Here is a 14504-nt window from a genome sequence, read left to right as displayed (position 1 = left end):
CAGCCAGGGATGCCAGGCGGTTTCTATTCCGGTTGTGGTTACGCCGACAACGACTCCAACAGCTACGTTTGCTCAGACAAATGTTAGATGTATAGGAGGAAACGACGGAAGCATCATCGTTACTGCCTCAAACGGCATTCTGCCTTATGAGTACAGCAACGACGGAGGAGCGACGTTCCATCAGTCTAACATCTTTGCAGGATTGACGGCAGGAACTTACAATATGGTTGTAAGAGATGCTAAGAACTGTGATTTTACAACAGGAACGGTTACGATCACCGAGCCATCTGCTCTTGCCGCTACAGCGGTATTGACTCAGGGCTTGACATGCGGAGCAGGAAATGCTTCTCAGGCTGCAGTTGTAACAGTAAACGTTACGGCAGGTACAGGAACATTCCCTTACTATTACAGCTTCAACGGAGGAACGGATTACACTTCGACAAATACGTACACGACTTTGACAGCAGGAACAGTTACTGCTTATGTTAGAGATTCGAACGGATGTGTGATTGCAGTACCGGTGTCTGTAACGATACCAGCATTAGATGCACCAGTAATCGATACCATCACAGGTACTCCAATTTACTGTGCACCTTCAGCAAGCACAACAAGTACAGTAACAGTAGCAGTTTCTCATGGAGTTGGAACATTGAATTATGAAATCCTTTCTCCTTCTACTGCAACAGGAAATGTTACAGGTGCTTCTAATGGAATATTCACAGGCCTTACAGCAGGCACTTACATATTCCAAGTGACAGATGCGAACGGATGTAAAGACGAAGCATCATATACAGTTGAACCATTAGTAAATATTACTATCGCTGGTCAGTTGGTAAATGATGTAAGTTGTAACGGAGGTTCTAACGGATCTGTGAAATTTGATGTGGACAACTTTGGTACTACTTATACAGCAACACTAATAGGAGGACCAACAACAGGAACACTTACTCAGACAGGAAAAGTAGTTACTTTAACTAATTTACCTATAGGAAATTATACAATAGAAGTTGTTGACAATACAACTCAATGTAGAGCTTCGGCTTCAGTAGCTGTAACCCAGCCAACGGTATTAACATTAACGCAAACAACAAATGTTAATGCAAATTGCAACTCTGGTGCAAAAGTTACTGTTACAGCTGCAGGCGGAACACCAAATTACCAATATGCATTTGTTGCAGGTACAGGTACTCCGGCAACTGGAAGTTATACAAACAGTAATAATGCAGTTTTAGATCCTGCGGTAAGTACAACATGGAGAGCTTATGTGATAGATTCTAAAGGTTGTGAAACTTTTATACCTATTACAATTGCAACAGATCCAGTACCAACTGCGGTAACTGCAAACGTAGCGAGCCAATGTCCATCAGCAACAGGTGAATATACATTTACTGTAAGCGTTGGTTCAGGTGTAGCACCTTACGAATACAGCATCGGAAATGGTTTCCAAACTAGTCCGACATTTACTGTAAACGCTTCGGGAACTTACGATGTAACAGTTAGAGATGCTAATGCATGTACGGTAACAGTACCAGCTTTAGTAAACATTTCTCCTGCATTACAAGTACAAACAGTGATTACTGCTTTACCAAGCTGTACACTTAATAACGGTGTTATTACTGCAACGGCAAGCGGAGGTTCTGGAACGGCTAATTACAGATATACATTAGACGGTGGTGTTATTGTAACAACAACTCCTGCGGTATTCAACAATGTAACACCGGGAACACATGTTATCCGTGTACGTGATGTGGCTACTAATTGTATTGTTAATGTTACTATCGAAGTAGCTCCAGCAACAGTTATTACAGGATTTGCTTTACAACCAACACACGTATCTTGTAGAGGCGGTTCAGACGGATCAATCACAGCTTCTTTAGCAGCTAATGCTCCTGGAGTAAATGATAATCCAGTTTACACTTACACATTAACAGGAACGTCAGTTTCTGGTGCAGCTGTAAGCAGACCAGCTCAAACAAACAATGTGTTTACTAACCTTGAAGCTGGAGATTATACTGTAACAGTTACATCAGGAAGAGGATGTGTTGACTCTGAAGATGTCAGAATTACGCAACCAGCAGTAATTACAATTGCTGCTCCAGTAATTGCTCAGTACGGATGTACTTCAGGTTCTAACACTTCTAGTTATGCAACAATTACTGTTAATACAGTAACAGGTGGTTCTGGAAACTATACTATTTACGAATTCTTCAAAAATGGTGTATCAGTACAGAGAGGTGCTCAAAATGTTTATACAGAATCTGACTATACAGGAGGAAATTATACTGTAAACGTTTATGACGATAAAGGTTGTATGGGATCAAGTACAGGAATTATTAGAGTGAACCCATTCATCAGTTTAGATGCTGTGAATGTTACTGTAAATGCACCGGTTACTTGTTTATCTAATGAAGATATTACAGTAACTGTGACAAGTACAGGTGGTACACCAGTTCTTTTAAACTATAACGTTTCTGGAACTGATGGTAATACATACAGCCAATCAAATACAAATGGAGTATTTACTGGATTAACAATTGGAAATTATTTAATTACAGTTACAAATCCAGCTACAGGATGTTCTATTCAAAAAGTACATTATGTAAACAATGCTAATACTTTTGAAATTAGAGCTGTTGCAACAAATGGTAAAATCTGTTACGGAACATCAGTTGGTTCTGTTGAGCTTACTTTTGTTGATACTCAATTAGATTCAACAGATGATGCAGGTATATTTAACTATGTCATTACAGGTCCAGTTCCAAGTTCAGGAACTTCAACAAATGCTGGTCCAGTTACAATTTCAAATTTAACTGCAGGTCAGTACACGGTACAGGCAACATTAGTAGGAAGACCATATTGTACAGTAACAACTGTGTTCTCTATCGAACAACCTAATGCACCGTTAAACGTAACGCTTAACAAATCTGATATCACTTGCGTATCTGGAAACAGTGACGGTGAGATTTTAGCTTCTGCAACAGGTGGATGGGATACAGCTTACCAGTATCAATTATTGAATGGCTCTACTATAGTGGTAGATTACTCTACTCAGTCTGCATTTACAGGTTTACCAGCAGGTAATTACACAGTAAATGTTAAAGATAGTCAAGGTTGTATTGCAAGCGCGACAGAAATTCTTGTAGTTCCTGCTCCAATTGCCTTTACTGCTGCTGCAAATGTTACGGTATTGCCTTGTTACGGAGATGACAGCGGTGTAATTACTGTTGCACAACCTACAGGTGGACAAGGAAGCAACTACTTATATACTTTAAGTGTAGTTTCTGATGACCCAGTTAGTATTGTAGGACCACAGATTGATCCAGTATTCAGCGGATTAACAGCTGGAAGATACGTAGTGACTGTTACAGACGGATTTAATTGTCAGGCTGCTTATGCTGAAATAACAATCAGCAACCCGACAAGAGTTGAAGGAGCGATTGTATTATCAAGAACTCAAACATGTTTAACATTGTCTCAACTTACATTGAGCGCTGTTGGAGGAACGGGTTCTTATACTTACAGTTTAGACGGAACTACATCTCTAGGTTCGTTTACATCTGCAGCTCCAATTACATTTGATGTACCAGTAGGTATCTACAAATATTATATTACAGATACAAACGGATGTACGTCATTCGTGACAAATGAAATTGAAATTAATCCATTAACGCCTCTAAACCTTAACATTAACACTTCTAGTGCGGTTATCAAATGTAAAGGTGAAGCAACTGCATCTATTCTTGCAGATGCGATTGGTGGAGTTGGTAACTATGTTTACTCATTACTTGATACAGCTGGCGCTATCGTTAGACCAGATCAAGCTGATGGAAGATTTGACGACTTGTTAGTAGGAAGCTACAGAGTACGTGTTGTAAGTGGTGATTGTAATTACACTAGTGATGTGGTTACTATTGCTGAACCTGCAACGCCAATACAAGCAGAGTTTAATACACGCAACGTAACTTGTTTCGGTGCAAACAACGGTAGTATAGAAATTATTGCTACTGGAGGAACTGGAAAAATTCAGTACGCAATTTCTCCTGATCTTGACAAATTTGATTCAATCCATGTGTTCACGAAATTAGAACCAGGTGACTATCAAATTGTTGTAAAAGACGATAACGGATGTAGTATTGTTGAAACAATTACAATTACGCAACCTCAATTATTAAGAGCTTCTGAAATTGCAGGTTCTATTGTTCCTGAAATTTGCTCTGGTGAAAGAAATGGTGCATTTGCAATTGAGATTAGAGGTGGAACTGCTCCTTACAGTGTAAGTCTTGATAATTCAAATGGTCCGTTTACGGCTGGTACAGCAACTCAAACAGAATTTGATTTCACAGGATTAACAGGAGGTAAACATACAGTGTACTTTAGAGATGCTGCAGGTTGTGAAAACTTGATTGATGTTACCCTTCCAGATTCTGTAACGTTAGATCCTTCTAACGAAGTAAGCTATGACTGTGTTAACAATCTAGCATCTAACAGAGTTGAAGTTGATCCAGGTTATGCAGATCATAATGAAATTGACTACAGCCTTGACGGTGTAGGTGCATACCAACAAAGTAACATCTTTATAGATGTAGCTCCAGGTCAGCATTTCATTAGAGTGAGACATACAAATGGATGTACTGCAGATACAGCGTTTGAAATCAAAGCGGTAGCTCCATTGCAATTATCAGTAATTGAAGAGCCAGGTGTTTGGAATACGCTTATAGCGAAAGCTGTTGGCGGAGGCGGAGATTATCAGTACAGTATTGATGGTGTAAACTTTAGTTCAGACAACAAGTTTATAATCTACAAAACTGGAACGTACACAATCACAGTTAGAGATAAAAATGGCTGTACAGCTAGTGTACAACATTATATCGAATATGTGGATGTCTGCATACCAAACTATTTCACGCCGAATGGAGCAAATAGTACATGGGCTCCAGGTTGTACAAATATTTACACTCAGTTGATCTTCTCTATCTTTGACAGATACGGTCGTGAAGTTGCGAAGTATCGTTACGGTCAAAGTTGGGATGGACGTTATAAAGGTGAAGAATTACCATCAGGTGATTACTGGTATGTTCTGAAACTAAATGACACGAAAGATGCAAGAGAATTTGTTGGACATTTCACTTTATACAGATAACATCATATTGCCCCTATTATGTTGTCTAAAAAAATTATTACAATGAAAAAGTTTATTTTATCCTTAGTACTCATGGCTGTAACATCAGGTTACAGCCAAGAGTTAAACCTACCAGTGTTTACCCAATATTTGGCAGACAACCCTTTTATTCTTTCTCCTGCCTATGCCGGTATTGGTGATAACCTTAGAATTAGAGCTAACGGTCTTACACAGTGGGTCGGAATAAAGGATGCGCCAGACAACCAATCGGTATATGCTGATTTTAGAGTTTTGGATCGTTCCGGAGTCGGAATTTCCTTGTACAATGATAAGAATGGTTATACAAGACAAACCGGTGCTAAAGTTTCTTTTGCACACCACTTGATTTTAGATTATTATTCTAAGCAATATTTGTCATTTGGTATTTCGTATAACTTCAATAGTTTTAGAATTGATATCGATGAATTCAACAATACAATCGAACGTCCTATTCTAGATCCTTCGGTGACGGATAATCGTTATACAAGCAACAACAACTTTGATATTAGTGCGCTTTATCGTAATAAGGGGTTTTATGTAAGTTTTAATGCCAATAACGTATTGAAGAAAAACACCAATAGATACCGTGGTATAGAACCAGACTTGCTTTCAAATTATCAAGTGTATACTGGTTTTACTTTTAGAGACGGAGAAAACAGCCGTATCGAATACGAGCCATCTGTATTCTATCAGTACTTTGCGAGTGATAAGCGTTCTACTACCGATTTTAACTTTAAGTACAGACGTTACAACCGTTACGAAGATTATTACTGGATTGGGGTTTCATACCGTTTCTTAAACGACCAGTTTCCTAAGCCTTTATCACTTGGGCCAATGGCTGGTTTTATGAAATCTAAATTCTATTTTGCTTACTCGTATCAGCTAATGTTTAACGGGCTTGCCGGATATAATACGGGTACGCATTCTATCACAATTGGTTTCGATTTCCTTCAGGCTATCAGTAACTGTCCTTGTACACAAAGTCCGGTTCGCGATTAAGCAGGTAATTTTGTCATTTTTAAAACTTAATTTGTTTATTTTCACAAATTACAACGTTTTCGCTTTTATTGATTGATTTTTTTTGCTTTTTTGAAATTTAGACTACTTTAAAAGTTCTATATTTGTTATTCTTTCAAAAAATTATAAAAAAATAACAGATGAAAACTTTAAACGATTTCGATTTTAAAAATAAAAAAGCAATTATTCGTGTTGATTTCAACGTTCCGTTGGATGAAAATTTCAAGGTAACCGATACAACACGTATTGAAGCAGCAAAGCCAACGATTGATGCTATTTTAGCGCAAGGCGGAAGCGTAATCTTAATGTCGCATTTAGGAAGACCAAAAGGGGCTGAAGAAAAGTACTCTTTAAAACATATTTTAAAAACAGCTTCTGATATTTTAGGAGTTCAGGTAAAATTTGCTGAGAACTGTGTTGGAGAACCAGCTCAGAGCGCAGCAAAGGATTTAAAACCTGGAGAAGTTTTATTATTAGAAAACCTTCGTTTTCATGCTGAAGAAGAGGCTGGAGATGTAGCTTTTGCTAAAGAATTAGCTTCTCTTGGAGACATCTACGTAAACGATGCATTCGGAACAGCTCACAGAGCACACGCATCGACGACTATTATTGCACAATTCTTTCCAAACGATAAAAGTTTTGGAACTTTATTGGCAAAAGAAATTGACAGTTTAAACAAAGTTCTTAATAACAGCGAAAAACCTGTTACAGCAGTTCTTGGAGGTTCTAAAGTTTCGTCAAAAATCACGGTTATAGAAAATATCCTTGATAAAGTAGACCACATGATTATTGGAGGTGGAATGACGTTTACTTTTATTAAAGCACAAGGCGGAAAAATCGGAGAATCTATCTGTGAAGATGATAAATTGGATTTAGCTCTTGAAATTTTAAGATTGGCAAAAGAGAAAAACGTTCAGGTTCACATTCCAGTTGATGTTGTGGCTGCAGACGATTTTTCTAACACAGCAAATACACAAGTAGTAGATGTTACTGCAATTCCTGACGGATGGCAAGGATTAGACGCAGGACCAAAATCTTTAGAGAACTTCAAAAAGGTAATTTTAGAATCAAAAACGATTCTTTGGAATGGTCCATTGGGAGTTTTTGAAATGGAAACTTTCTCTAAAGGAACGATTGCATTAGGAGATTATATTGCTGAAGCTACTGCAAATGGAGCATTCTCTTTAGTAGGAGGAGGCGATTCTGTAGCAGCTGTTAAACAATTCGGTTTTGAAGAAAAAATGAGCTATGTTTCTACCGGAGGTGGCGCAATGCTTGAAATGTTAGAAGGAAAAGTTTTACCTGGAATCGCTGCGATTTTAGACTAAAATATCACAATTAACATTTTTTTGCATAGTTTTTTTCAACAAACGCCTTATGTTTGCAAAAATAACAATTCTATAATGGTTTGATTTATAGAATTTTAAATAAAAGTTATATGATTGTAATGAAAAGATTATCATTAGTGGTTTCGGCTTTATTTTCAATAACGATGTTTGCGCAGGAAACTGCAAAGGCGGAATTTGAAAGTAAGCCAGTTGTTAAACTTTCTTATCTTGATTCTATTAAAAGTACATTCAAAAAAGACGATTTAGCTACTAAAGTTGACAGTCTTTGGATGAACGAATTAGTAAGTCTGGATATTTACGACGACCTGACAAAAGACATCCAAACTATAAATAAGGATGTAACTGTTGATCAGGAACTGCCGACAGAATTGCTGAAACAGCGTCTGGCAGCGATGAACGGGAAATCACCTTTCGAAATCGAATACAATCAAGGTTTAGAAAATGTAATTAAGTCATTTCTCAAGAATCGTAAAAAATCGTTCTCTCGATTAATGGCCTTATCAGAATATTATTTCCCAATCTTCGAGGAAACTTTTGCAAGACAAAACATTCCTTTGGAAATAAAATATTTAGCCGTTGTAGAATCTGCTTTAAATCCTAAAGCAGTTTCTAAAATGGGCGCCACAGGACTGTGGCAGTTTATGTACGGAACGGGTAAACAGTACGCTCTAAAAATCGATTCTTACATCGACGAAAGAAGCGATCCTCTTAAAGCTACAGCTGCGTGTTCGGACTACATGAACAAAATGTTCAATATTTTTGGCGACTGGGAACTAGTTTTAGCCTCTTATAATTCTGGTCCAGGAAACGTAACCAAAGCAATTCGTCGTTCTGGCGGAAAAACCAGCTACTGGGACATCAGAAATTATCTTCCAAAAGAAACTCAAGGATATGTTCCTGCTTTCTTAGCAACAATGTATCTTTTTGAATACCATAAAGAACACGGAATTAATCCGCAGAGAGCTGTAGTTAAGAATTTTGAAACCGATACTGTTTGTGTCAAAAATCAAATCTCTTTTAAACAGTTGGCAGATTTGCTAGATATGCCACAATCTCAGATTCAGCTTTTAAATCCTTCTTATAAAATGAATGTTGTTCCGTTTTATCAGAATGAACAACATTTTATCCGTCTTCCAAAAGACAAAATTGCCACTTTTGTTTCCAACGAAAGTCAGATTTATGCTTATGCGAAGTATGATTCGGAAATGAAATCGACTAGCTCTAGACTGGCTGTAAAATATGCACCAAAAGCTAAACCAGCTGCAATAAAACCAGCTAATACAGATGCAGGAGATTTTGAGTTCTATAAAGTTAGAAAAGGAGATAATCTGGGAGCCATTGCAGATAAGTACAATGTTTCGGTTTCCGAGATCAAGAAATGGAATAATTTAAAAACAAATGCAGTTGCTGTTGGAAGAAGTTTGAAAATTAAACCAGAAGATGAAACTCCTGCTAAAACGACTCCAATTGCTGATAAGAGAGAAGAAGCCATTGCTTCTGCTGACGATAAAAATAAGCCGACAGCTGTAGATATGGATTATGTTGTGGTAGCTGGCGACAATTTAGGCAGTATTGCTAAGAAGTTCGGTACGACTATTGCGGAGTTAAAAGAACTTAACAATTTAACTTCAAATAATATTGGTTTAGGAAAAACGCTTATTATTTCGAAAGCGACTATAGTTATAGAAGAGCCTGCGGCTCCAACAACAGCAATAGCGGCAAACTCGATTGATGCATTCAAGAAAAAAGCGACTTCTAAGAATGTTAGCGAAGATTATTACGTTAAGAAAGGAGATTCTTTATACAGCATTTCTAAAAAATATCCTGGGGTAACAATCTCAGATATTAAAAAATGGAATGGTATTAAAGATGAAGATATTAAACCGGGAATGAAACTTAAAATAAACGGATAATTCAAAATCTTATTTAAATTTGGGTTTTGTTTCATAAATTAAAAAAATGAATAAAACCCATTTTTTATTTCTACTACTTTCGTTTCTGCTAGTTTCTTGTTTTAAAAGTGAGAAGCAGAATCAGCACGTTTCTGGAAAAACAAACACTATTTCTATCATTATAGACGACCAGCTTTGGTATGGTGAAGTAGGAGACAGCATTAGAAATAAATTTGCCTCGCCGGCTCTCGGCCTTACACAGGAAGAACCTCTTTTTACCATCAATCAATATCCTGCCAGATTACTGGAAGGTTTCGTAACCGATAGTAGAAGCATAATTGTTGTTAAAAAAACGGCAACCGAAAAGTTCGAAGTCATCCGAAGCAAAAATTTACCTCACAACACGTTTAGGATTTACGCCAAATCTGTAGATGATCTTATCTGTAGCATCGAATTAAATTCGGCAGAAATCATCAGGATGATTCGCAATGAAGAAATCCGCAAGATTCAAGACGACAACAGGAAATCGCTTTTGAACCAAGCTGTTATTAAGAATAAATTCCATATAGGTCTCGAAATTCCGACAGGTTACGAATACATGTTGCACAAAAAGAACTTTATTTGGCTCAAGAAAGACATCATCAGCGGTAATACCAGTCTGCTTATTTATCAGATTCCGCTTCGGAATTTTAAGACGAAAAACAATGTTGTAAACAGTGTAATCCGTATGAGGGATTCTATTGGCCGTAATATCAAAGGCCGTGAACCCAATACCAGAATGATTACAGGAGAGGCCTACGCACCTTATTTTTCTACTACAATCCTTGACGGTAAAAAAGCTTTTGAAACCAAAGGTACATGGGAATTAAAAAACGATTTTATGACCGGTCCATTTATCAATTATGCGATTGTTGATCCTGTTTATAACCGTATTTTGGTCATAGAGGGATTTTGTTACTCGCCTTCAAACCAAGAACGCGATCTTATGCTCGACTTAGAAGCAATCATAAAATCGGTTACGATTGATAAAAGATAAAAATTTTTTGTTTTAGGTTTCAAGTTTCAGGTTTCAGGTTTGCTATGCGAACGTATTAGTTGGAAATATCTACGATTCTATTCACATTTATTAAAACATAGCCCAAGGTTTCAACCTTGGAAAACGCATTGTATTTAACACGATGTAAAACATTGCGTGCCAATGGTTGAAACCATTGGCTATATTTTGAAAAATGCTTTTCATAAATGGAATTTTTAACCGCAGCTTATCTATAATCTTCCCAATTCTATTCATCTGTAATTTTAAACATAGCCCAAGGTTTCAACCTTGGGAAACGCATTGTATTTAAAGCGATGTAAAGACATTGCGTACCAATGGTTGAAACCATTGGCTATATTTTGAAAATGCTTTCCATAAATGGAATTTTTAACCGCAGCTTATCTACAATCTTCCCAATTCTATTCATCTGTAATTTTAAACATAGCCCAAGGTTTCAACCTTGGGAAACGCATTATATTCAACACGATGTAAAACATTGCGTACCAATGGTTTCAACCTTGGGAAACGCATTGTATTTAACGCGATGTAAAGACATTGCGTACCAATGGTTGAAACCATTGGCTATATTTTGAAAAATGCTTTTCATAAATGGAATTTTTTAACCGCAGCTTATCTATAATCTTCCCAATTCTATTCATCTGTAATTTTAAACATAGCCCAAGGTTTCAACCTTGGGGAACGTTAGATATTTCCAACTAATGCGTTCGCATAGCAAACCTGAAACTTGAAACCTAAAACTTGAAACCAGAAACAAAATCTTTTTTTTCGTAATTTTATTTGCAACAAACATAAAAACAAAATATTATGAAAAAAATAACCACAACCTTAGCATTCGTAATGCTCTGTTTTATTTCATGCAAAAAAGACGTAAAAACTGAAGACACAGCAGCAGAAACAGACAGCATAAAAACCGAAGAGCCAGTAGTTGAAGAACCAGTTGATTCGGCTGCACAGGCAAAAGCATGGCAAGAATATGCAACACCTGGAAACGAGCACAAGCTTATGGCTGCCGAAACCGGAACATGGAATTGCGATATGACTTTTTGGTACGAACCCAATGCAAAACCAGAAAAAGCATCCTCAGTAGCTAATGTCAAAATGATTCTGGGAGGACGTTATCAAGAAGCAAACTATTCTGGAACAATTATGGGAGCGCCGTTTGAAGGCAAAAGCACTCTGGGCTATAACAATGCCAGCAAAGAATTTACCACTACTTTTATCGATAATATGGGAACTGGAATAATGGTGGCTATCGGAAAATATGATGAAAATGCCAAAAAGATAGAATTCAAAGGAGAAGCCGTAAATCCGGTAAATGGTAAAAAAACGCCTTATAGAGAAATCTATACAATCGTTGACGATAACACCCGTAAAGCAGAAATGTTTGACGTAAAAAACGGTACAGAATACAAAAGCATGGAAATTGTAATGAAACGTAAGTAATACAATTGTAAATAAGAAAACCGATTGCAAAAGCAATCGGTTTTTTCATTTTAAGAACCGTCGCGCAGCAACTTAATTCCTTGAAATAAGCTACTGTGTTATCGGCAAAACTTTTAAGGTTTAGAATTACTTAGGAGAAGCATAATATGTATAGAAAAACCGCACTCAAAATACAATTAAGCTCCAGCGGAGGAATCTATTTTATTTTGTCCCGCCGGAATTTTACCATGGAAATAATTACGGATTCACATTTTGATTCTTAAACTGTTTGAGCTTTTCCTTCAAGATTTTGTTTTCTTTTTTCAATAGTTCGATATGCTCCAGTACAAAGTTGGGAATGCTAAATTGAAGCATTTTTACAGCTGTGAGTTTCGGTGTTGTTTCTTCATCGGGTTCGTAGATTGTATCTTTTTCAACGCCCAGTTCTTTGGCAATTCTAACCCATTCGACTTCGGAAATTTTTTTATGACCGTTTTCTCTTCTGCTGTAGTTCGATTGCGTCATGCCAATTAAATCTGCCAGTTCTTCTTGCGAAATGCCTTTTGCCTGTCTCGTTTGGGTTAGTTTTACTTTACTCATCGTTCTTTCTTTTAATACATTAGAGTTTAAAGTTTAAGCAGTAAAACGTGCAACAGTTTAGTGCTTCAAAGGATAACAGAACTAGAAAAAAGCAGCGCAGATTCTTAAAGAAGTGTAATTTAAGTGGCATCTTTAAGAATGAGCGCCTGCGCTGCACAGAAAAAAATTACATTTTTGATATTTTAGCCATTGCCTTTTCTAGAATAGCAACTCTGTCGTTTAAGTTTTTAATGTCGTTATCTTTTGCTGCAAGTTCGTTTTGCTGTTTCTCTATTTGTGCTTGCTGTTCCTGAACCGCTTTTACCAACGGCACTACAAACTCAGCATAGCGAAGACTGTAGTAATCGTTTTCTGCATTGGTTTGTGGTTTTACAACGGCGTTAAAATCATAGTTTAAAGAGTTGGTCGCTTTTTCTACTTCTTGAGCAATAAAACCAGTTTGCAAATCTGTGGTGCCCGTTTTCATATGATAAACTACAGGACGTAGCTTGGTAATAAAGTTTAAACCAAATGGACTATCCTGAATGTCTTTCTTCAAACGAACGTCTGACGGAAAAGACCATCCAACCTGACCTCCAATACTGGTCATGGTTGAATTCCCAATTTGTACGGTATTGGAACCTCGGCCTACACTATTATAACCTATAACTATTTGGTTCGTTTGCGCATTAGCTTGAGGATTTGCGACATAGCCAATAAATACTGAAGTATCGGCGGTTGTTAAGTTATTAGTTGTTCCAGTTCCATAAAAAGCTCCAGATCTTGATCCTAGAGCTACATTGTTTATCCCACCAGTCAAATATCCCAGTGATCTACTCCCTAATGCTACATTATACGTAGCTCCCGTACCACCTGCATATGCATTTAGAGCATTAGAACCAACAGCCGTATTAAACGAACTAGAAATGTTGCTTACCATAGAATTTGAACCAACTGCTACGTTTTCAGCGCTATCAATATTATTTGAAAGTGCTACATATCCAATTGCAGTATTAAAATTGGCTGTCGTATTTGCGTTAAGAGAATTGTATCCTATTGCTGTATTACTCGTACCAGTAGTATTTTTTGCAAGCGCTCCCCTAGCAATACCAGTATTAGTATAACCTGATGTGTTATCGCTTAACGCTGCATATCCAATTGCGGTATTACTGGATCCTGTAGAATTCATCAAAGTTTGATTGCCTATTGCAACAGAATAGTTACCTGTTGCATTTTTCATTGCATTTGCCCCTATAGCAACAGCATTTGAAATAGTTGCATTTGAAAAAGTATTTGCACCAAATGTGGTGTTGTTAATTCCTAATCTACCGGATGGAATAGTATTTCTTTTAAAAACCAAATCGACATCATCTGTAGTTCCTAAAAAATTGGTTGCAGCATCTGTATTTCCGTTTCCTGTTATGAACCACATTGGCAAAGCAGCAGCTTTAATGTTTTTTACAATACCATCATCATCTGTTAGTATTAGATTGTCAGTTGCTTGTCCGGTGTCCAGTCCTTTTATAGAAAGCGTATTGTTAGCCGAAGCCGTTATTGTGGTATTCGGCTCTGTAAGCGTTCCGCCCAGCTGTATATTGCCATTGTTTGGTGTTAAACCATTATTGGCATTAGGATGTATCGTTATTTTTTCACCATAAGGTGAAACTACGGTTTTGGTTTGTGCCATTAATAATCCGCTTTGGATTAAAATCAGCCATAATGTAATTTTTCTCATTGTTAATCATTTTTTCTTAAACATTATAATAGCTTGCAAAACTATATCAATAGTAAGTTTTTTCTCATGCAATATTATGCGAATATAGATTGCATAAGACCTTATGACTTTTTGAGATTAATCTTTGCTTTTGAAATAAATTACCGAAGTAGTGGTGACTTAGTTGTGATAAAAAAATATTCTTTTTTCTAAAGGAATATTATTAGTACATCTGTATAGTTAGTTTAAAACAGTACCTTTGTTTGTTTTGTAGGTAAAATTTTATACAAACATATTGATTTATTTCTATAATAGA

At 36.9% G+C, this 14504-nt stretch carries 8 protein-coding genes; 6 read left to right on the top strand and 2 right to left on the bottom strand.

Features of this window, described 5'->3' with window-relative positions; genetic code table 11:
- From ACFFLS_RS05185 to ACFFLS_RS05160, 6 genes are all read left to right on the top strand, one after another.
- The coding region (locus ACFFLS_RS05185; protein WP_379689207.1) for a T9SS type B sorting domain-containing protein at window positions 1-5140 on the top strand (5140 nt) is incomplete at its 5' end.
- Window positions 5141-5182: 42 nt separating this feature from the next.
- Window positions 5183-6157, top strand: coding sequence for a PorP/SprF family type IX secretion system membrane protein (locus tag ACFFLS_RS05180; protein WP_379684136.1), 975 nt, complete (start codon window positions 5183-5185; stop codon window positions 6155-6157).
- Window positions 6158-6315: 158 nt separating this feature from the next.
- Window positions 6316-7503: a phosphoglycerate kinase gene (locus ACFFLS_RS05175; protein ID WP_379684135.1), complete on the top strand. Its 1188-nt coding sequence runs from the start codon at window positions 6316-6318 to the stop codon at window positions 7501-7503.
- A gap of 119 nt (window positions 7504-7622) precedes the next feature.
- Window positions 7623-9437, top strand: coding sequence for a lytic transglycosylase (locus ACFFLS_RS05170; RefSeq protein WP_379689205.1), 1815 nt, complete (start codon window positions 7623-7625; stop codon window positions 9435-9437).
- Window positions 9438-9483: 46 nt separating this feature from the next.
- Window positions 9484-10452, top strand: coding sequence for a DUF4837 family protein (locus ACFFLS_RS05165; protein WP_379684133.1), 969 nt, complete (start codon window positions 9484-9486; stop codon window positions 10450-10452).
- Between the two features lie 825 nt (window positions 10453-11277).
- A complete protein-coding gene (locus ACFFLS_RS05160) occupies window positions 11278-11916 on the top strand; it encodes a DUF1579 domain-containing protein (RefSeq protein ID WP_379684132.1) in 639 nt (212 codons plus the stop codon).
- 237 nt (window positions 11917-12153) lie between these two features.
- Here the strand turns inward: ACFFLS_RS05160 and ACFFLS_RS05155 are convergent, their stop codons facing one another.
- Both ACFFLS_RS05155 and ACFFLS_RS05150 read right to left on the bottom strand, forming a co-directional pair.
- Entirely contained in the window at window positions 12154-12495 is a 342-nt protein-coding gene (locus tag ACFFLS_RS05155) for a helix-turn-helix domain-containing protein (RefSeq protein ID WP_379684131.1), read from the bottom strand.
- Between the two features lie 166 nt (window positions 12496-12661).
- Window positions 12662-14209 carry a tail fiber domain-containing protein gene (locus tag ACFFLS_RS05150; RefSeq protein ID WP_379684130.1) on the bottom strand — a complete coding sequence of 516 codons (1548 nt, stop codon included), beginning with the start codon at window positions 14207-14209 and terminating at the stop codon, window positions 12662-12664.
- Between the last annotated feature and the right edge of the window lie 295 nt (window positions 14210-14504).

It is taken from the genome of Flavobacterium procerum (genome assembly GCF_042431625.1).
GTDB classification, from domain to species: domain Bacteria; phylum Bacteroidota; class Bacteroidia; order Flavobacteriales; family Flavobacteriaceae; genus Flavobacterium; species Flavobacterium procerum.
The sequence above is the reverse complement of the archived record's forward strand: the minus strand, read 5'-3'. Positions and strand labels throughout refer to the sequence as shown.